This window comes from Vibrio sp. Isolate24, assembly GCF_022398215.1.
GTDB lineage: Bacteria > Pseudomonadota > Gammaproteobacteria > Enterobacterales > Vibrionaceae > Vibrio > Vibrio coralliilyticus_A.
Genome location: NZ_JAKEUU010000001.1, coordinates 890,622 through 911,132, shown reverse-complemented (window position 1 = coordinate 911,132; position 20,511 = coordinate 890,622). Strand labels below are relative to the sequence as shown.

Genomic DNA, 20,511 nt, shown 5'->3' with positions numbered 1-20,511 from the left:
TCAACTGATTGATTAAGAACGAAAGTGCTCTGATTTTATAATAAGCAACTAATAATATTAGTATTTTTAGTATAGATTTTCTAATTTCGCCTAGATATGATGCTCTCAAATAGAAGAGCAGCAGAAGCTGTCAAGTTGAGAAAAATGGAAAATGGGAACACAAAAACACTAGAACAATACATTAAAAGCTACATGAAAAGCTTCCAGTTTTTGGCTGCTGAATCGACATTCAAATCTGACAACTGTAAAGCAAACCGATTGATAGATTCTTATGGTCAGATACCCATTCAGGATTTCTGCCATAGCGACATTCTCGACATTATAGATGACCTGCATGAATGCTACGCCAACAAAACTATCAATGCATTCCTGACTATATTAAGAGCAACATTTGCCATTGCAAAGCGTGATGGTGCTATTGATACCGATCCTATGGCTGGGATCAAGACTCTGAAGAACGGTAAGAGTAAACCTTATCCTTTTACTAAAGCTGAATTGAAAAAACTGCACAACACAGCATCGTTGTGCAAAAGCGGTAAAAATGCCGCTGAGCTTAACGTGTTAACAGGTTTACGTATCAGTGAAATTCTTGCGATTGGCTGGGAAGATATCGATTTCGAGAAGCGTAAGCTATATGTACGACGAGCCAGAGTTCTGACCAACTACAAAACACCGAAAAATCCAGAATCTGTCCGCACTGTTGAGCTCAATACATTAGCCATAAGCATTCTGAAACAACAATTAAAGTTTACAGGTAAAAAGCCAGCGCTGAATGTTTCTGTTGTGCAGGAAGATAATAAAACACGTACTCAAGAGCACGTTCGATTTGTTTTCTACAACAGCAAAAATGACGCACCGTTTCTTAACGCCGCGCAATATAACAAAGCATTTTTTAAAGGGTTTCTTGAAGACGCAGGTGTAGACCATCGAGGTGCTGGTCAACTAAGGCACACATTCGCTAGTCAAAACCTAACCGCAGGGATTTCGAAAGACTGGATTGCAATGCAAATGGGTCATACTGACACTGCGATGATCGATAAGCACTATGGCGAATGGATCACTGACGATTCCCCCGATTATGCGAATGCATCTGCGAAACACCTCGCAGGAACGTTTGGACAGTCGTTACCTGCTGATGAAACAGAGGTATCTGGAGAGGTCATAATTCAGAACGATGAAATGGCGTTGGTCAAAATCCTTCAAACTAAACCTGAGCTTCTCGCTGCGGTCAAAATGCTTGTTGGGAGCCAGTCATGATAGCTTCCTCAACGATTGGCATTTGTGGTGTCAGCCTTGGCAGTTTCACTACCAAGAATGGCACCATTGGTGCCAAAGTCATTCACTTAAAAAGTGAGATGACTAAGCAACCCGCTGCGCTCCCGTCACACTTTTTGTTCCAAAAAGATGAACGTGAGCTGCGGGCAAGAGATAGCTCTCTTGACTCTCTACCATACTCACCCCTACGGGGGTGACTATGAAGGAAATTCGATTCTTTCATCGACGCTTTAACTTCACATCAAAACCAGTTGATCGAGTTAAATGCGAACACTCGCTTGCTCATTCATTGCGTATCGCTCCACCAACAGCCGCTAATAAAGCTAAGAAGTTGGAGTGGAATGAGGAGCTTGCAGATTCCAACTTAATCTGGCTTGGTTCAAATATTCTGTCTTTGAACTCAGTGTCTGAAGAGGAGCGTCTGGAGCTGTTATATCAATTCGCACCAGAGCCTAAAATTCGTAATCAGTCCAAGCTGCAAACTCAGCAGCGGCAATATCGCCTCAAAATTAAGAAAGCTATAGAGAGTGAAACGAACAAAGGTAACGTCGATGCTGCTAAGTTTTTGCAAGATGTCTTAAATACAAAAGGTCATGTTTCGTACTCTCGCATAGAGCAGTTTAAAAAGCTTCCAATGCAAAGGAAAGGTCAACGCATCAAAATGCTCGAAACGTATTTGAACGCATACAACCAATTACAACAGCGACCTGCCGCTAATCATGTCTTTCTGCAAGAAGGCATCTTTAAAGTTCCGCATCGGTGGGATGTTGGCACTGATGTTATCAGCGTTGAGGAATACATACTCTTTACGCAAAAATTTTTGGACGACCATTTCCCTGACTATCATGTTCGCGCAATCATTGCGCATGACGATGAGCGTAGCATCGAAGTAACTACTGGAGCACATACTCACTATTTTATATCGGGGCAAAATAACCAGACAGGTAAATATGACTTAAGGAAGACTCAGATTAGAGTAGTTAATGAGTACATCAGTTCTAGTTTTCCCGATGAGGAGTTGCTACCTGCTGATGGGAAACTAAGCAGAAAATTAACCAAAAAATTCGGCCACTACTTTCAATGCATGGTATTGGATTACGCGAACGAGCACTTGTTTAAAAGTAAAGAGCTAAGAGCAGACTTTGCACCTGAAACGGAGCAGAAGTCAGAGCTTCGCAAGAAAATGGACAGAGAGGCAAGCTCACCCAAGTCTGAACGTAGCCATAATTATTACACTCATCAATTAGAGCTTGCTCAAGCAAAGATTCAATCGGCAGAGCAACAGTATGACAAGTTGCTAGAAAATACCCAGTCACTAGAAGGGCAGTTTGAAAAATTACTTGATGAAGTCACTGAAGTACAAATTAATCTCAGCGAGCTGCAAGTTGAAAAAGATACTGTAATGACAGAAGTATCAGAGCTCCAGGCACAAAAGTCGCGTCTATCTCAGCTAACGAAAGAATTATCAGAAGCTATTGTGCCAAAGTTGGTCAGTGTGTTTAAGAAAGTGCTGCTTGCTCTCAATGCTCGTGACCAAAAGATGGCAACGAAACAGATTGAGTATCTTGATTCCGCTTTCAGTGCTGCGTTAGAGCTTCCTCCTTCGGTAACGCAAGGGATTACCAGGGAAATTAAGGCTATTAAAAAGACCAATACTGCAATTGAAGCCGAAGCTTCAATAGATAAGTAAGTTAGTTAACGTGACTAACTTACTTCACTAACTAACAAACCTAAAAATGATAACTAAAAACAGGTGAAAAATGGCTAGACCGAAATCATATACCGATGACGATGTCATCAAAATTGCTACTCAGCTGATCAGCAAAGGAAAAAAGCCTTCGGGCTGGAGCATAAAAGAAGTATTAGGCCGAGGAAAAATTTCCGCAATTCAATCGGACTTAGATCGCCTTATAAAAAGTGGACATATCTCGGTTGAAGCGCTTAATGCGCAAGACTATAAAGAGTGTGAAGCTACCCGTGCTTTTCTGTCCTATGATCTTCCAGTGGAGTTGCAGGAACTTTTAGCTAAGCGGGAGGAAGAGCTTTGTAAAGTAATGCGTGATATGACGAATGCTTTGAATAACAAGGCGCACGAGCATTATGAAACCATGATGGCTATTCGTATCAGAGATCTCGACGCAAAGTACAACCTAACGTATCGAGCCAAGGAGCAAGCTGAAGCTGACTATGCTGATATTGAAGAACGCCTTAAGAAGCAAGTTGAGGAAAAGGAACGGCTTGAGGACACAATTGAAGAATTAGAACTTGAATTGGCTGAATCACGGCAAAGCCACTCGGAGTTGCTTCAACACAATCTTAAACTTACAAGCAATTTAAACTCCATTACGGAGAAGTACGAAATACTTCAAGGGACTTACCAAGCTCTTAACGAACAGTTCGCTGAGACTTAGGCAACCAGGGATACGCATTACATAGGCCAGAAAGCAGCTCGAAAAATCGATGAAAAGACATACCGAGACTAGGGCTGCTTTGCGCTTTCGAAAACTCCTTGGAGTTAATACGAGAAGATTGTTACCTATCCACCTAAAATGACTTAAAACCGTTGAAAAGTACTTGTGAAGTCAGATCGTTGTTCGTGAAATGTGGTTCGCAATTGACGAACTGAGAGGTTTTTGTCACATAGTCATTTTAAGCCTTCCAGTGGGGATGTGACCTAGCTTGCATAGGTCGTGCATTAAAGCTTCAGACTAGTGCTAATCTCATCAAAGGAGAGTGTTAGAAAGAGTAAACATAGCGTATCATACAGGGTTATTTTGTACCATTGATACTAAGGTGTAATGTTGTCCTCAACACAACCAATAATCTTCTCATTTTTTTCGGGTAGTGGCTTTTTAGACCTCGGCTTCGAAATGTCAGGCTTCGATGTACGTTTTGTAAATGAGTATCAAGAATCATTTTTAGATGCATACATATACTCTCGCGAACAAATGGGGTTACCCAATCCATTGTATGGACACCACCTAGGAAGTATTGAAGACTTTCTAAGTGGTGAAAAAAGTGAAGAATTAAATCAACTAGTGAGTGAGTCCAAGAAGGATTCACTTGTGGGATTTATTGGAGGGCCACCATGCCCAGATTTTTCCGCAGCAGGAAAGCATAAAGGTGCAGATGGAGATAACGGTAGATTAACCAAAGTTTATATTGAAGCTATCGTTGGAAATCAACCAGACTTTTTTTTGTTTGAGAATGTTAAGGGGCTCTGGCGTACGTTAAAACATCGAGAGTTCTATGATGAAATGAAGAGTCTATTGGAAGAGGCTGGGTACATTTTAACTGATAGGCTTACCAACTGTATAGAGTATGGTGTTCCTCAGGATAGAGACCGAATTTTGATGTTTGGGATACACTCGAAACATGTTGGCGACCTGTCAAGAGAAGAACTACAGCAAAACTTTAACTGGGAAAAGGAGCATCTTTTTAATCGAGAACTGGTTCTAGATAAATCTTTATGGCCTACAACCAGCAAGTTCAAAGAAGCAGTTTCGTCCCGTAAAAAGTTGCCTAGTAACCTTGAAGGCTTAGAAACATTAACTGTTCAGCATTGGTTCGAAAAAAACGAAGTTTATAACCACCCTAACTCTAAACATCACTTTAAGCCATACTCTGCACGCTTTCACACTGTAGAGGAAGGTGACGATAGTAAAAAATCGTTCAAACGTTTGCATCGCTTTAGATATTCACCAACAGCAGCATATGGTAACAACGAAGTTCATTTGCATCCATATAAGCCTCGGAGGCTTAGCGCCGCTGAAGCATTGGCGATACAGTCCTTGCCAAAAGAGTTTAGCCTACCACCTAGAATGACCCTGTCTGACATGTTCAAGACTATAGGAAATGGTGTGCCATACTTAGCATCTTTGGGACTTGCTCGAACGATTAAGCAGTACTTAAAGTCACTATAGATTGCGTATTTAGGTACTTCAGCCATCTATAATGGCAGATCAGAAGGTAGTGCAACACCGTAAGTGTTGATAAACTATGAAGAATTAATATGAAGAACTAGGTTAACTATGCAATTCAACCAAGTATTAGAAGATATCCAAGCATTGGTGAATAAACCACTTCAAGCTATAAACCCCAAAACGGCACCTATTTACATTACAAAAGTTGACTTCTCTCTAAAAAGTTACTTTGTATCTCAGTCACCAAACGAAACAGGTGATAGCCGTCCGTTTACAGAGTTGGAAGCTATATGGAATGAACTTACATACAAGGGGTTTTGCAATGTTGACCAAGCTCTTTACGGAAGTGGCAGTAGCCGTAATCAACCTGAGACTGTATTTGCACATTTGCCTTACATACAACACTTTCGTTTTAAAGGGAAAAAGCACATTTTTCTTCGGGCTAAACCTATTCATAGCCCTGGTACTTTGTCAGAGCTAACTGGTGATGAACTCAGCCTTGTTTTATCCAAAATAGACAATTATTTCTCTCTTAACAATCAAGCTGTATATGCTAGGCAGTCTGATATATTGAATAGGCTAAAGTCTACTCAGAGGCGCTTGGATAGCGGAATTTCTGTGGCTTCGATTAGCAAAGAACTTGAGTTAGCTGTTCAAAAGCTAGCTGCCCTTGAAGAGGACGTTCGTGATTCTATTGTAACTCTTCAAAATGAGCTGCATGAGATTAACCACGGCGGGCTGATTCATAGAGCTAGTGATGTTAAGTCTGTAGAGGAATACATAGAAGATGAGGATTTTACGGGAATAGAAAATGAGTCAGAGGACTCTACCGAGTTTAACGACATAACAACAACTCAAACGTCTAACTCCCATGAGGATCGATCACGTGATGAATTAAGAATACGTCATATAACCCCTGTTCTTACCTTAATTCACGATCGCCTTAGCTTCGATGAAATTGAGCTCCAACCCGACTTCCAACGTCAAGACCGTATTTGGTCGATGGAGAAGCGTTCAAAATTGCTTGAGTCTATACTCATGGGCTTACCCCTTCCTGCCTTTTACTTCGCAGAAAAGAGTGATGGTGATTGGATTGTAGTAGATGGACTTCAACGTATCACAACAATTTTTGACTTCATGAAAGACAAGTTTCCGTTGGATAAGTTGACAAGTTTAGACGACAGCTATAACGGAAAATTTTTTAGTGATCTGACTCGACTCGATAAGCGAAAAATCAGAGAGTATCAAATCACCGCTCATGTCATAGATTCCGAATCTGACAAAGAGAACTTAATAGTTGAGTTATTTCACCGTATTAACACATACGGGGTAAAATTGAGTAACCAAGAGATTCGGTCGGCAATGTTTCAGGGATCGAGTGTAACTTTCTTACGCTATCTATCTTCAAGCCCAGAATTTATAGAAGCAACCAACGGTAAAGTTAGTCCTCAACGACAAAAAGATATGGAGTTATGCTTGTCAGCTCTTTCTTATTTGGCACTGGGTTATGAAGACTTCAACTTTAACACATACAACGAGTTTCTCTCGTTAGCTATGAAGAGAATTAATAAGCATAAACTCTACCTAGATAATCTTGACTCAATCGATCAAGGTCAAGCTCACATACTGGAACAGAGTAACCAAATATTTTTTGAGCTTGAAAACAGGTTTAAGCAAGGGCTTCGCATTGCACATCAAGTTTTCAATGGCGTCGCATTCAAGAAATCATTGGATGTGGGCAAAAGCGCACCTATTAGCAAGCCGCTTTTTGAAGTCATTGTTACCATTTTTGGAAGCTTAACTACCCCGCAGATAGACTTGTTATTGTCAAATATCGACGAGTTTACTGGTGAGTTGTATAAGGCAATCGAGTCAAATTCACGCGAGTTTGCTGAGTGGGAGTCTGAAAGGTATCAAAAAGAGAATAGAGGCTTAATGTATTCTATTTCTGCATCCACGGGCAAAAGACCAACGATATTGTACAGGTTTTCTGCGTTCAGAAACATTCTAATGAAATCTACAGGAATCGACGTACGGCTTACTCCAGTTTTGGGAAATACAAATGATAAATAAGCTAAAACTACACAACTTTAAGTCATATAAAAGCGAAGAATTTGATTTTTCTAACCTTACTGTTTTTTGTGGTAATAACTCTGTTGGAAAAAGTACAGCGATTCAAGCGCTATCAGTACCTATTCAATCGTATTTTGACTCACAAATCGCACTGAATGGTGAGCTTGTCGAACTAGGCTCTCTAAACGATATTCATCACCAGTCTGCGGAAGATGAAAGTTTAAAAATTGAGCTAGAAATCAATTCTGAGCTTGTCTCTTGGGGCTATAACTATATAGATGAACAAGAACAACTATCCACTAAACACTTGAGTTCTATTACTCCACCATCATCAAATGCAAACACAGCATTGCGAGAGATAATAGAAAACCTCCAATATCTTCAAGCCGAGCGCTACGGGCCTAGGGCTAACTATGTACTTGCTAAGTCTAACGGCTTTCATCGCGATTGGTTAGGCTCAAGGGGAGAGTTTACCTCAGAGTTCCTGTCTCGTTCTTCAAGAGATATGCGCTTGTTCGTGGGTGGAGCAGAGAATTCAGCGGATGTTATCGGAGATCCTAGATTACATCCTAAAGAGGAACAAGTTGCATTAGGTAAGCAAATTGATGCTTGGTTAAAGGAGATTAGTCCTGGAATTTCAGTAACCTCCCAATTGTTCGAGCAAGCTTCCACATCGGTCAATATATTTGAACAGAATGGTAATAAAGCGCTAAAACCGCATAACGTGGGGTTTGGTGTAAGTTATGCTCTATCTATTGTAACCGCCCTTTTGTATACAAGTTCAGGTGGTCTGATCATTGTTGAAAATCCTGAAGCGCATCTGCATCCTAGAGGGCAAAGTTACCTCGGACGCTTGATTGCTCTAACTGCACAAGCTGGTGTTCAAGTCATTGTAGAAACACACAGTGATCACTTAATTAACGGAATTAGATTAATGCCTAGGTTAGGAAAAGTTAGCAATGATAAAATCAAGATTTATCAAGTTGTTGCTGACTTTTCCGCAAGATGTAGTAAAGCTATTGCCATAACTGTAAACGAACAGGGTGAGTTATCTGAATGGCCTGAACAATTTTTCGACCAACAACTTATAGATATGGATATTTTGATGAGCGGTAAGGAAGAATGAAGACTCTGATAGGTATTTCTAACTTTAGCTTTGAATCTCAGAGGTTTATTAGCTTTGGAGAGATTAAAGATGAGTTTGCAAAACTCAAATCTTTACAAGGTAAGTTTAGTCAAGATGGCGTTTCATTATCTATAGCGACGGATATTCTAAAAGATCAATATTTTGGTCACTCTATAGAAACACAATTTAATAACTTTACTTACGGTAAAGATAAACAGGCAATTACTGCCTTTCGAATGACGCTTGAACGGGGCTATTTTAGTGGCTTTGAAAAGCGTTACACTAGTGATGAGTTGAAAAAACTAGCAAAATCTCCAGATGAGAATCGTAGGCTATGCTGTACTCTATATGCGCCTAAAACACTCATCGCTGGGCTTTCAAGTATCAAGTCTATTGGTTGTTTCGATTCCTATTATGAACAAATTTTAGGCTCCTACCCAATTGATGAAGATAGTTACTATCAAAGAGCGACAAGTCATTTTAAGAATATAATCTATCATGTTGATTGCAAGGATACTCTTAAGCGGGTTCCTGATGGATTTTGCAACTATTCTGTAGCTATAACTAAGTGTTTAAAAGCGCTGGATAGTTTAAGTCCAGTGTCTGGCGTCAATATCCAAAATCACCTTTCAGATATTGCTACTAAAGCACACTATGCGTGTACTCCTGAAGGTAAATCACATGATCATTTCAAATTTGACTTTCAACATGGCGGTGTGCGTTACCCGAAACTAGGCTGCCAGTACCACCTTAAGCCTTCTGATAGGAATACTAAGGGGGATGGAAGCCACAATCATAAACGTATTTATTTTGGGTTTATTCCTCTAGCGAATAACAAACTACGAATTGCAGTCGCAGCGATCGGCCCTCATATAACAACGCACGACTCAAGTGATCGCTATGCACCAGAAAAGACCAAAAGAAAAAAAGTTAGGAGACGAGGCAACTCCTGAACAATTAAACTAAATAGGTTGAGATAATATTCCGTATTAGTTTATGATGTATTGGACAACTAGCAAATTCGACTTTTGAATGATACGCATAAGTCACTGTAAAGTAAGCATTTTAGTCTGGCGGATATAGCTTTCAAATCCCTATCTCTCCGCCACATTCAAAGATTAAGCCGCTGTTTTTACAGCGGCTTTTTCGTTTTTCATTTTGATAAAACGCGCGGTTTACCAAAGGTTGCTTTATACCTCTCTCTGTACTGTTTTGCCGAGCGGCAACTTTTTCATCAAAACTGGCCACCTTACCTGCAAATGCTTTTGATAAGCTCTTAGGAATGGATGTGGCTAGAGGTAAGTTCGCTTTCATTGGGTCGACGGCTCGATTTCGCACGAGTACTTCAAAATGAAGATGCGGTCCAGTGAGGCGACCAGTTGCGCCAGATAGAGCTATCTTCTGGCCGCGCTTAACCTGCTGCCCTTTCTTTACTAAAAAGCGACTTAGGTGTAGATATCGTGTTTTATAAACACTGTTGTGCTCTATTACTAGGTACTTACCAGCATATGGGTGGTTTCTTATCGCAATCACTTTACCATCTCCCGTTGAATAGATAGGCGTTCCGACAGGTGTGGCGAAATCTGTTCCATTATGAGGTGAAACTCTGCCTGTTACGGGGTGTTTCCTTTTGGGGTTAAAGGGGGAGGTAATTCTTCTGTAGGCTCGTGCTATTGGAAAACGATCAAATGCTTGCTCTAGGCTATTTCCCTCACGGTCATAGAAGCGCCCATCCTCCGCGAGAAAAGCAGCGACCTCTCTTCCTCTTAGCGACAACGCTATGCCTTCGATTTCCGCATTTCCAGTTTTATGTGTGTCCAAAAACTGTTCATTGACCAGAATGTTAAAACTATCGCCGGTACGTAAATCCCGGGCGAAGTTGACTTTATCTCTCAATATACGCGTGATATTTGCAATCTGTGTGGTTGTTAAACCGAGTTGATGCGCTGCGATAGAGAAGCTGCCGTTGATTTCACCGGAATAAAGCGTTGAGCGCCATTGGCTGGGTTGTTCATCGAAGCGATAGGTGAACTGGCCACTGCTGCCTTGTTCATAAATGGCTTGTTCTACTAGACTCTCGTGATAAATCAGAGAGAGCAATTTCCGTTTATCCCTATCAATCACGAATTCTAAGTGGTCACCTGGTTTTATCGTATCTAGCTTAAGTGAAGTTAAATCCGCTTCCAGTACCTCCTGTAATGTCTGATAAGGCAATCCCCATTCAGAGAAGATAGAGCTTAAGGTATCCCCAACTTTTACGATGTAATGTACTTTCATTGGCTGGATATCTGGAGTGATTGCACCTGGAAGTGACTGATACATGACTTTCGTTATTTGTTGAGAGGTGGAGGGCACTGTTTCGGTGTGTTCAATTTGGATGAGTGCGGCGGTGGTAAAGCAGGTGATAGCAATCAGGATCAGGGCTAGACGATTAACTGGCATGGCAAATTCAGCTGTAATTCAAATGGATATGTTATAACATAACATTTTTATGTTTTGTAGTGTTCATCTTAAGGAGGAGGCAGGCTTAGACTGGCTTAAATTGCCTACGAAACGCAGAAGGCGTTGTGCTTTTCATTGCCTTAAATTGGCGGTTAAAGTTTGAAAGGTTTTGAAAACCTGTTAGTTCGGCAACCAGTGAAACTGGTTTGGTCGAGCTTGCCAATAACTCGCATGCTTTGCCGATGCGATATTGCTTTAAGTGTTCTGAAAAGCTGACGCCATAGTGTTTTTCGTACATACGGTAAATAGAACTTTCGCTCATGTGAAGAAGCTGACACAAGTCAGACACTTTGATGGGCTGATGGTAATGGGTCTCGATGTACTTACGAGCTTCTTCTATTCTCAGGTAAGACTCTTTGTCATCTTTAAATTGGTGTAAATAATAAGGAGACGCCGACAACCTACGCTTGTTGTCATCTTCAAGTAACAGCATGATTATATCTATTACCTTTAATACTTGGCGCTGTGGAGGTAAATCATCAAAGTGATCCACAAGCACACTGACTTTCTCAGCCACTTCCTTACTGAATTCGATCCCGTAGGCTGAGTCGTTTAACAATCGCTTTAACTCACGAGCTTCTGGGATCAGCTCTTGTATCTTTTCAAGCCACTGATGCTTAAGCCATATTACTATGGTGTGGTGTGCGCTTTCCTCTACTCCTGATAAACGCCCAGCGAGCATGTGGGGTAGCCCGGGGCCATACAAAAACATTGATTGATGGTTGATTTTACCAATGCTGTCACCTGCGAAATAACTGCCCTCGAATACCCGTTGTGGATCAAGGTATAACACCAGTTCGTACTCTGCATGATAGTGCCAAGCACAGGCGTATTCGAGCTTGGGCACTGGGCTACGAAAGTGTTTTACCAGCCAATTGAAATTGGATGTATGACGAATATTTTCGATAAATGGCTTCAAGGGAAAAGTCCTTACTAAAGTAATCCTAAACTCAGGAAACTAGCTAAAAGCTGTCAGTGAAAATGTCATTATTGATGGAAAAGTATCAGAGTTAGGTCGAATACCATTAATTTAGCCGCCATTGATTGATTAGACTAGAGCGGATCTCACAGATGAGCACAATTCGTCCATTAGGTATAAAGAGTAGATAAATGTATAAAGATCAAACTGCGATATTATTTATTATTACTGCCTTTGTTTCAGGCTTATGCGGTGCCTTTTTTTATCCACTTTCAAGTCTGTTTATTGTTGAAGCATTAGGCGCCTCACCTATGATGTTATCAGCTTACATGGTGACAGCCGTGACAAGTTCAGTGATTGTGTCACAGATCATCGCTCGATATTCTGACCAAGGCTGGCAAAGGAAAAGAATTCTGGTGACCTCACTGAGCTGCTATTTCATTACGGTCGTCAGTTTTATTTTTATCAGAGAGTACTGGTTGGCCATCCTTGTTGTCACCTTGTTTGGTAGCGTGAGCGGTGCTGCATTTGGTCAACTATTTGCCCTTGGAAGAGAATATGGTGATAGTAAATTCGAAGATAGTACTAGCTTTCTTTCTATCATGAGAGCCGGGATTGCCATCGCATGGGTATTCGGGCCTCCTATTGCTTTTGTTCTTAAAGCTCAGTTTGGATTTAGTGCTTCATTTGCTGTGTCCGCGATCATAGTGAGCGTTGCGATTGTTGTCATTACACGCTACCTGCCTAGTGGTGTTACAAAGGCTTCTGGGAATGAAAGAAATAGCAGATTACTCGGCTCGTCAGTGAATGTTCTGACGGTGTTATACGCTTTTGTCGTGGTGTTCGCTTTTACAGCCAACAACCTATACATCGTTAGTATGCCTTTGTACTTATCTCAAGAGGTCAAGGTCGAAGCGAACTGGTTGGGCGTACTATTTGGAGTTGCTGCCTTATGTGAAATACCAGTCATGTTCTATGCCGGTAGGTTGGCCGCCAGATATAGCGCGGTACGTATCATGTGTGTAGGGCTTTTTAGTGGATGTGTGTTTTTTCTGACGATGTTGATGGCGGTGGATAAAACCACGTTGATCTTAGCTCAGATATTCAATGGTATCTTTATTGGTAGTTGCGCGACATTAGGTATGGTCGTCTTACAAGATATGATGCGCGATAGATTGGGAACGGCATCGACGCTTTTTTCCAATTTGCTCAATGTGAGCATGTTAGTGGCTAGCTTAGCGGTTGGACTGGTAGGTGAAATGTATAGTTATTACAGTGCGTTCTATGTCTGTTTATCGGCTGTGGCGTCTGCTTTATTACTGCTTGTGTTGTTTTCGTATAGTACTAAAAGAATGCAAGATCGTCGGCTCGTTGCGGAGAACACGTTGGGTGGGTAATGAGTAAGGAGCGCTGGTTGCGCTCCTTTTCGGCTATGCCGCTGGGTAAACCATAGGGAAATCCAGAGATGGATGTTTGTCTACCAAAGACTTATAGCTGTAGACGGATTCAATCATTTCAGATGTCAGTGCTTCCCAAGGTGTGGCGTCACACACCAGCCTTCCATCATGCAGTACAACAAGTCGATCGGAATATTGAGCAGCCAAATTGAGGTCATGCAAGACCACAACTACGGCGGTGTTTTGCTCGTCTGCAAGTTGGCGGGCAATCTTCAACGTATTGTGTTGATGTGCAAGATCGAGTGCGGATGTCGGCTCATCGAGCATCAAAATCTTATTATCACCTGAGTGAGACAATTGAACTAAGACGCGCGCGAGGTGTAGTCGCTGTTTTTCACCACCAGATAGAGAAGGGTAGAGGCGCTCGGTAAGGTGCGCAACATCCGTCCTCTCCATGTATTGTTTTGCTAACGTTTGAGTCTGTTTGTTGGGCAAGTTCAGTGGAATCGCACCAAGCTCAACAACTTCATGTGCCAAAAACGGGAAGTTCAAAGTGCTGTGTTGAGGCAGCATTCCAAGATGCTTGGCCAGTGTGCCTGCTTGCCACTCTTTTCGATGCTTACCAAAGTACTGAATGTTATTGTTGGACGGGATTTCACCACATAGCAATTTAAGTAATGTGCTCTTGCCTGCGCCATTAGGCCCAAGTAGGGCGGTCACTTCCCCTGACTTTATTTCGATGTCGATCTTGTCCAGAACCTTGCGATCGCCAAAGTCCATTGAGATGTTCTTTCCGGATAGTGCAACGTTACCCATTACAGAATCTTCCCTTTTTGTTTGAACAGCAAATAGATAAAGAATGGCGCGCCAATGATAGCAGTGACGATACCTACAGGGAGCTCAGCTGGAGCGAAAGCAACTCGAGAGAACATGTCAGCAATGGTGAGGAGCAGAGCGCCCATCAGTGCTGAAATCGGCAGCAGGCTACGATGATCAGGTCCAGACAGTATTCTCCCCAAATGAGGAATAATCAAACCAATGAAGCCTATCATGCCTGACACACTAACAGTCACACCAACACCAACTGCGGTTAGGAGGATGAGCTGGCGCTTAAGTTTTTGAACGGGAATCCCAAGATGGTTTGCTTCGGCTTCTCCGAGCAACAATGCGTTGAGAGGCATAGCCTTACGCATAAAAATAATCATTAGAAGGAGTAAGGTCATAGCACATAGGGTAATACTGGTCCAGTTGGCACCAGCTAGGGAGCCCATTTGCCATAATGATAAATCACGAAGCATTTGGTCATTGGCGATGAAACTCATAAAACCGATGCCTGCGACAGATAAAGCACTGAACGCGACACCTGCCAGTAGCATGATGGTGACTGACGTACCCATTTTACTAGTACCGAGTTTGTAGACCATCACGGTTGTCAATGCCCCGCCGAAAAAGGCGAATAAAGGCACGGCGGCGAAATTCATCAACTGTGGGTAGTCGATGCTGAATGTTGCAAACATCACCATCGCAAAAGCAGCACCCAAAGAGGCACCGGCAGAAACACCAATAATACCGGGTTCGGCCAGTGGGTTGCGAAACAAGCCTTGCATAACGGTGCCACACATCGCCAAGATGGCACCAACTAGCATAGATAAGACTGTGCGAGGAAAGCGGATCTCATGGATAACCATATTGATGTGAGGTGCCAGCTCATTTGAGCGGATAACGAGACTATAAAAGCTGTCCATAAAACTGATGTTCATTGGACCTACGGTCACTGATGCTAACGCGGTCAGCGCTAAAACGGAGCTAAACAGTATTAGAGCAGCAGATAAAGGGATACGACGTAACAACATGAGCGAAATTTATTCCATGGTAGTCAGCAGTAAGCTCAAACGTTCAGCTTCAGAGAGACTTTTTAGGCCCAAGCCACCGACAAGAGCGTGTCCATCCACTGTGATGATGTTTTTTGACTGACCCGCAGGCGTTGCGGCCAGCAGTGGCATTTTGGCTAAAATGGCATCGGCTCCTCCCATTTTTTCATAACTACGGCCGCTTACCAGAATGACATCAGGTTGCATCTCGAGCATAGCTTCGGTGGATAGTGGCTTGTATGAATCCAGCTTACTTGCTGCGGGATTGATGCCTCCCGCTAACTCAATGATGGCGTTAGGTGTTGTGTTAGCGCCAGCAACGTTGGCAGGGCGTCCTTCATGAATCAGCAGAAACAGGACTTTTTGGGCTTCTTTGGTTTTTGCTTTGTTTTTCTCAAGGCTCGAAATCTGTTGGTTTACTTCCGCTTTGAGCACTTCAGCATTTTTCTGGCTATCGGTTAGCGCTGCGATCTCATCAATACGTTCCAGCAAGCCTTCAGGAGTTGGTAGAGTATTGACGATATCGACCTCAACACCAGCAGTTTTGAGTTGACTTAGGCTCGTTTCTGGCCCCATTTCATCGGAACCAATCAATCGTGTTGGGTTAAGTGCCATCAAGCCTTCAGAGGATAAATTACGATGGTAACCGATCTTCGGGAGGGTTAAGTTTTGCGGCAGTTCGCTGGTGACATCGACGGCAACCAGCTGGTTTTGCTGCTCTAAGGCGAGGATAAGTTCGGTCACCGCGCTACCCGCACTGATGATACGTTCATTTGCTATCGCTGTTGCAGCAACCGTAGAAAGGGATAGGGCGGCAATTCCTTTGATCAATGTTTTCTTAAGCATAATAGACTCTATTGTTTTAATTCTTCCGTAAGCAGTTGTGTCGCCTGAATACCGTTTTCTTGTAAGAAGGCGAGTAGCTTGACGAGGTACTGCACGTCGGCAGTTTTTTCTGCACCAATCACTATCGGATGATGGTTTGATTTATGCTCCTCCAGAAGAGCAAGTTTGAAGTTTTCCCAATCAATATATTCTTTGCCATTGATTGCCCAGTAAGGCTCATTTGCAAGAAGGTTGACGGTAATAGACTTAGTATCCACTTCCGCGACTGCTTGCGAGTCAGTCGTTGGAAGATCGACTTCCAGCGAATCGAGCTTGACGGCGGCGGTGAGCATCAGGAACACCATGACAATAAAAATAATATCCAGTAGAGGAGTAAGATCAGGCGTTAGACCGAAGTGACTCTTCTCTTGTGATACTTTAATCATGATGACGCCTCGGCCACTGGTATTGGGGCTTTCGCCGATACTTGAGGCGAAACGTGTTGGAGACTGATACCTTCCAACCACAAGTTAACGTAGTTGAGTGTGTGTTCTAGTTTTGCCATGACTTTATCGGCCCATAGGCCAAGCAATTGAGCACCAGCAATGGCAGGGAGTGCGATCAGCAGACCAGCAGCGGTTGTGCGCATCGCTAAACCAAGGCCATCTGCAAGATCGTTGGGTGTAATACTGCCCGTTGATGCGGCAACACCTTTGAACATTTCAATAAGGCCAAGTACGGTCCCCAAGAGACCGATAAGAGGGCTGATCACACCGATGAGAGTCAGCAAGCGAAGGCCAGAATTGAGTTGATGACGCTTTTCCTGAAGCCACATACCCGCGGCATCTTCACGTAAAACTTTGGAAAATGAATGGTGAGCTAGCAGCATCGCCACGCCTTTATATAGCAGCGGCCGGCGCGGAGAGAGTTTCTCAGCCAGTGCTTCTAGTTGCTGTTTGTCTGAAGGGGAGATTTGGTCGAGCTCGTTACGGATAGCGCGCTTACCCACTCCCAGACTGATCATGACTTGAAATAAACGTTCGGTGATGATCATTACAGTTAATGCTGAACAAATGATCAATGGCCATGTCATCAGGCCAAGCTGTTCTTGTAATTGATGTAGTTGTTCCATTGTTAATCCAATTTAAAGCGAACGGGTAATCTGACGCGGTGGGCCATTTTTTGTCCGTTAACGATGTGCGGAGAAAATTTCCACTTTTTGATGGCTTTCAGAGCTGAATTATCCAAGATGGTTGCTCCGGAAGAAGAAATTAAGATTTGTTTAACCTGATCACCGTTTTCATCCAGCCAGACTTCATACATAGCTACGCCTTCAAGTTTTCTTTTCTGTGCGAGTCTTGGATAGACAGGTCGAGTCGGTTTCGATAAGAAGCTCGGTCTGTTTACCAGTACCGGTTCTTGGCTAATGCCTTGGTTTACTTCAGCAGGTTGAGGTTTCGTTTGTTCCACAACCTCTTTTTTCTTTTCTGGCTTCTCTGCAGTTTTTTTAGCAACAGGTTGTTCTTGTGGTTTCTTCTGCGTTGTTTTCTTAACGGGTTGGTCAGTCTTTTTCTCAACCACCTTTTTCTGTTGTTTAGGTGCCTCTTTTTTTACTACCGGTTTCTCTTTCACCGCTGGCTTTTTCACTGGTGGTTCGACTTTCGCCGGCTCAACTGGTTTAGGAGGCTCAGGTGCTTCTACGGGTTGTTCAGCGACAGGTTCCGGTTCAGCTGGTGGTTGTGGAGTGGGTACGGCTTTGAAATTGATAGAGACCGTGGAAGATTGCGCACCAGCAGGCATCGCATGAAGCTTTGGCTCATCAGCGACAAAGAGAATTGCGGTATGAAGAGCAAGGGAAACGCCTCCTGCTATCGCATATCTTTTTAGGTTCACTACCAGCCTCACGAATGAATCATTTTTTACAACATGGAATGAGATTATTACTTACAATCGAAATAAGATCAATTATCAATTGCATTATCATTTGTGCCATTTTATGATCGTTGGCAGTTTTGAAAGATTTAGCGCGAGCCCTTGTGGAATAAGCGTTAAGAGATGTTATGTGATGTTAGATATTGATAAATTTGATGAATCTGTTTTGGGAGAGGATACGCCTGATCCGTTGCGATTTGCGTTCCCCAAAAAGTATTCTGCTCATGCGGGCGGTATGGCATCTCCCATCATGCCTGAGCAAAAAGTGCCACTTCTCAACACCTTGTATGAACAACAAGGTCAACGTAACAAAAAGCGTTGCCTATACATTCATATTCCTTTCTGCCGGGTCCGATGTACTTTCTGCAATTTCTTCCAAAATGCTGCGAGCCGAAAACTGGTTGATGACTACTTCGAAGCACTGATTAATGAAATCAAGCAGAAGAGCGCTTTGCCTTGGACACAGACCGGTGTTTTTCATGCGGTTTATATTGGTGGTGGAACGCCTACCGATCTCTCGGCGGAGCAGGTTGAGCGTTTGGGTAAAGCCATACGTCATTACTTCCCGCTTGCTACAGATTGTGAGATCACCTTAGAAGGGCGAATCAATCGATTCAGCGACGAAATGTTTGAAAGGGCTCTGCAAGGTGGCTTTAACCGTTTCTCCTTTGGTATTCAGAGTTTTGATACCAAAGTCCGCCGTAGCGCAAAACGTCTGGACGATCGTGAAGTTGTACTGGAGCGTGTCGCGCAGCTCGCTGCCACCGAAGAGGCGCCAATCATTCTTGACCTTCTATACGGTCTTCCGTATCAGACGCTAGATGTATTTGAGCAGGACTTGAATGATTTCATGTCGACAGGCGCTCACGGGTTAGATCTCTATCAGCTTGTGGTCGGTGGAACCGCGCCGATGCTGAATTTGGTTGAAAAAGGCAAGATACCACCCCCAGCAACGACACCAGATAAAGCATCAATGTATGAACTTGGCGTCGCTTTTATGGACAAACATTATATGCGCCAGCTAAGTGTTAATCACTGGGCAAGAGACAATCGAGAGCGCAGCCAGTACAACAGCCTAGCAAAAACATACGCTGAAGTATTACCTATCGGTTGTGGCGCTGGTGGCAACATCGGTGGTTATGGAATGATGAATCACCGCACATTAGACACTTACATGAACGCGATGAAGTCTGGTGGTTCAGTCGTCGCGATGATGACCAAGCAACATGCGCTGGAGCCTTTGTTTGCTGCGATTAAGTCTGGTTTCGACAAAGGTGTCGTTAGCCGTCATCAACTACCTTTATTAGCAGGTGAAGATACGTTTGAGTTCTTTATGCCGCTGTTTGAAGTATGGCAGAACAAAGGCTTAGCCCGTATTGAAGGGGATTATCTAGTGTTGACTTTAGCTGGCAGCTTCTGGGCAGTCAGTCTGGCACAAGCCTGCATTCAAGTATTGCAAAAAGCACATTGTGAAGTAACCGCGTCACACAAAGTGGCACTCTAAGTGGAATTATTATGGAAGCACTAAAACAACAAGTCGCTCAACTGATAGAGCAAGAACCGACACTTCTACCTGCTGCAATTGCAGAGCGTTTAGAGGTGCCTGAATTCGAAGCAGTAGCAGCTCTACCAGAAGAGATGATTGCTTTGACTCCGGGAGAGCAGGCTCAGTCTGTCTTGGAAAACTTGGTCGGTTTTGGCCCAGTGACAACCATTGTTCATTCGTTCGGTTCAATCTTTGAAGTGAAGGCTCCATTTCCGAAAGGCAAAGTTGCTAGAGGCTACTACAACCTGATGGGTAAAGAAGGCGAGCTTCATGGTCACCTTAAGTTAGACAACGTGAAAAATATCGCGTTAGTTAGCAAACCGTTCATGGGACGTGAGAGTCACTACTTTGGCTTCTTCTGTGAACAAGGGAATAACATTTTTAAAATCTATCTAGGACGCAACGAAAAGCGTGAGCTGATCGCTGAACAGGTAGAAACATTCAAGCAGTGGCAGCAAGAGCTACGTAAATAAATAGGAGCTCCGGCATGACAGGTTATGCCGGAAGCCAGGATTATTAGAAATAAAAAGTATTGAAAAGTCAGGAGTTCAAAATGGATCCACAAGTAAAACAAGAGCGTCTTCAAGGTCGTCTTGGTCCGGAAATCAAAGAGTTTCGCCAAGAGCGTCGCACGCTTCAACTAGCCACCGTTGATGCTGATGGTCAACCGAATGTGAGCTATGCGCCATTTGTTCAAAACCAGGAAGGTTATTTCATCCTGATCTCGGAAATTGCGCGTCACGCTCGTAACCTTCAGGTTAACCCAAATGTTTCCATCATGATGATCGAAGACGAAGATACGTCAAAGCAGCTGTTTGCGCGTAAGCGTCTGACATTTGATGCAGTAGCAAGTGTCGTTGATCGTGAGTCAGAACAATGGCAACAAATTGTGGGTCAGATGAAAGAACGCTTCGGTGAAATCATTGATGGTCTTAGCCAACTGCAAGACTTTGTTCTATTCAACCTGAAAGCTGAGAAAGGTCTGTTTGTAAAAGGCTTTGGTCAGGCTTATCAGGTATCGGGTGATGATCTGGTTGATTTTGTCCACCTTGAAGAAGGTCATAAGCAGGTAGAAAACGCTTAAGCTGTCCAATTAAGTCGAAAACTGTCTGATAAGGGAGC

Annotated in this window: 20 protein-coding genes; 12 read left to right on the top strand and 8 right to left on the bottom strand. The window is 43.1% G+C overall.

What is annotated here, in order from left to right:
• Positions 1-144: 144 nt before the first annotated feature.
• The 8 genes from L1D23_RS04015 to L1D23_RS03980 all read left to right on the top strand — a co-directional run bounded on the left by L1D23_RS04015 (position 145) and on the right by L1D23_RS03980 (position 9,350).
• Positions 145-1,257, top strand: coding sequence for a site-specific integrase (locus L1D23_RS04015; RefSeq protein WP_239864361.1), 1,113 nt, complete (start codon positions 145-147; stop codon positions 1,255-1,257).
• Positions 1,254-1,472, top strand: a complete 219-nt coding sequence (locus tag L1D23_RS04010; protein ID WP_239864360.1) for a hypothetical protein — start codon at positions 1,254-1,256, stop codon at positions 1,470-1,472. The genes L1D23_RS04015 and L1D23_RS04010 overlap by 4 nt, the downstream gene beginning before the upstream one ends.
• Before the next feature lie 2 nt (positions 1,473-1,474).
• Complete coding sequence (locus L1D23_RS04005) at positions 1,475-2,965, top strand: hypothetical protein (protein WP_239864359.1); 1,491 nt, start codon at positions 1,475-1,477, stop codon at positions 2,963-2,965.
• A gap of 70 nt (positions 2,966-3,035) precedes the next feature.
• Positions 3,036-3,686 (top strand): DNA-binding protein, encoded by a 651-nt coding sequence (locus L1D23_RS04000; RefSeq protein ID WP_239864358.1) that lies wholly within the window; start codon positions 3,036-3,038, stop codon positions 3,684-3,686.
• Positions 3,687-4,073: 387 nt separating this feature from the next.
• A complete protein-coding gene (locus L1D23_RS03995) occupies positions 4,074-5,198 on the top strand; it encodes a DNA cytosine methyltransferase (RefSeq protein ID WP_239864356.1) in 1,125 nt (374 codons plus the stop codon).
• Between the two features lie 108 nt (positions 5,199-5,306).
• Positions 5,307-7,271: a DUF262 domain-containing protein gene (locus L1D23_RS03990; protein ID WP_239864354.1), complete on the top strand. Its 1,965-nt coding sequence runs from the start codon at positions 5,307-5,309 to the stop codon at positions 7,269-7,271.
• Positions 7,261-8,397: a DUF3696 domain-containing protein gene (locus L1D23_RS03985; RefSeq protein WP_239864353.1), complete on the top strand. Its 1,137-nt coding sequence runs from the start codon at positions 7,261-7,263 to the stop codon at positions 8,395-8,397. The genes L1D23_RS03990 and L1D23_RS03985 overlap by 11 nt, the downstream gene beginning before the upstream one ends.
• Complete coding sequence (locus L1D23_RS03980; RefSeq protein ID WP_239864351.1) at positions 8,394-9,350, top strand: hypothetical protein; 957 nt, start codon at positions 8,394-8,396, stop codon at positions 9,348-9,350. The genes L1D23_RS03985 and L1D23_RS03980 overlap by 4 nt, the downstream gene beginning before the upstream one ends.
• Before the next feature lie 133 nt (positions 9,351-9,483).
• On the opposite strand, the gene L1D23_RS03975 is transcribed toward L1D23_RS03980, so the two are convergent.
• Positions 9,484-10,839: a peptidoglycan DD-metalloendopeptidase family protein gene (locus tag L1D23_RS03975; protein ID WP_239864349.1), complete on the bottom strand. Its 1,356-nt coding sequence runs from the start codon at positions 10,837-10,839 to the stop codon at positions 9,484-9,486.
• 85 nt (positions 10,840-10,924) lie between these two features.
• Complete coding sequence (locus tag L1D23_RS03970) at positions 10,925-11,818, bottom strand: AraC family transcriptional regulator (protein ID WP_239864347.1); 894 nt, start codon at positions 11,816-11,818, stop codon at positions 10,925-10,927.
• 191 nt (positions 11,819-12,009) lie between these two features.
• Here L1D23_RS03970 and L1D23_RS03965 point away from each other — a divergent pair, with 191 nt between their 5' ends.
• Positions 12,010-13,215, top strand: a complete 1,206-nt coding sequence (locus L1D23_RS03965) for a sugar efflux transporter (RefSeq protein WP_239864345.1) — start codon at positions 12,010-12,012, stop codon at positions 13,213-13,215.
• Between the two features lie 33 nt (positions 13,216-13,248).
• On the opposite strand, the gene L1D23_RS03960 is transcribed toward L1D23_RS03965, so the two are convergent.
• From L1D23_RS03960 to L1D23_RS03935, 6 genes are read right to left on the bottom strand one after another with little or no spacing between them, the layout of a single operon-like run.
• A complete protein-coding gene (locus L1D23_RS03960; protein WP_239864344.1) occupies positions 13,249-14,031 on the bottom strand; it encodes a heme ABC transporter ATP-binding protein in 783 nt (260 codons plus the stop codon).
• Positions 14,031-15,068, bottom strand: coding sequence for an iron ABC transporter permease (locus L1D23_RS03955; RefSeq protein ID WP_239864343.1), 1,038 nt, complete (start codon positions 15,066-15,068; stop codon positions 14,031-14,033). Before L1D23_RS03955 ends, L1D23_RS03960 begins: the two co-directional genes overlap by 1 nt.
• A gap of 9 nt (positions 15,069-15,077) precedes the next feature.
• On the bottom strand, positions 15,078-15,932 hold the full coding sequence (locus tag L1D23_RS03950; protein WP_239864342.1) for a hemin ABC transporter substrate-binding protein: 855 nt from the start codon (positions 15,930-15,932) through the stop codon (positions 15,078-15,080).
• Positions 15,933-15,940: 8 nt separating this feature from the next.
• A complete protein-coding gene (locus L1D23_RS03945; RefSeq protein ID WP_239864341.1) occupies positions 15,941-16,357 on the bottom strand; it encodes a biopolymer transporter ExbD in 417 nt (138 codons plus the stop codon).
• Entirely contained in the window at positions 16,354-17,043 is a 690-nt protein-coding gene (locus tag L1D23_RS03940) for a MotA/TolQ/ExbB proton channel family protein (protein ID WP_239864340.1), read from the bottom strand. The genes L1D23_RS03945 and L1D23_RS03940 overlap by 4 nt, the downstream gene beginning before the upstream one ends.
• Before the next feature lie 2 nt (positions 17,044-17,045).
• On the bottom strand, positions 17,046-17,810 hold the full coding sequence (locus L1D23_RS03935; RefSeq protein ID WP_239865382.1) for an energy transducer TonB: 765 nt from the start codon (positions 17,808-17,810) through the stop codon (positions 17,046-17,048).
• Between the two features lie 163 nt (positions 17,811-17,973).
• On the opposite strand from L1D23_RS03935, the gene hutW reads away from it, so the two are divergent.
• From hutW to hutZ, 3 genes are all read left to right on the top strand, one after another.
• Positions 17,974-19,347, top strand: coding sequence for a heme anaerobic degradation radical SAM methyltransferase ChuW/HutW (gene hutW, locus L1D23_RS03930; protein ID WP_239864339.1), 1,374 nt, complete (start codon positions 17,974-17,976; stop codon positions 19,345-19,347).
• Between the two features lie 11 nt (positions 19,348-19,358).
• Positions 19,359-19,862: a heme utilization cystosolic carrier protein HutX gene (gene hutX, locus L1D23_RS03925; protein ID WP_239864338.1), complete on the top strand. Its 504-nt coding sequence runs from the start codon at positions 19,359-19,361 to the stop codon at positions 19,860-19,862.
• 80 nt (positions 19,863-19,942) lie between these two features.
• The gene (gene hutZ, locus L1D23_RS03920) at positions 19,943-20,473 is read left to right on the top strand and encodes a heme utilization protein HutZ (RefSeq protein WP_019277743.1); all 531 of its coding nucleotides are present in this window, start codon (positions 19,943-19,945) and stop codon (positions 20,471-20,473) included.
• The last annotated feature ends 38 nt before the right edge of the window (positions 20,474-20,511 follow it).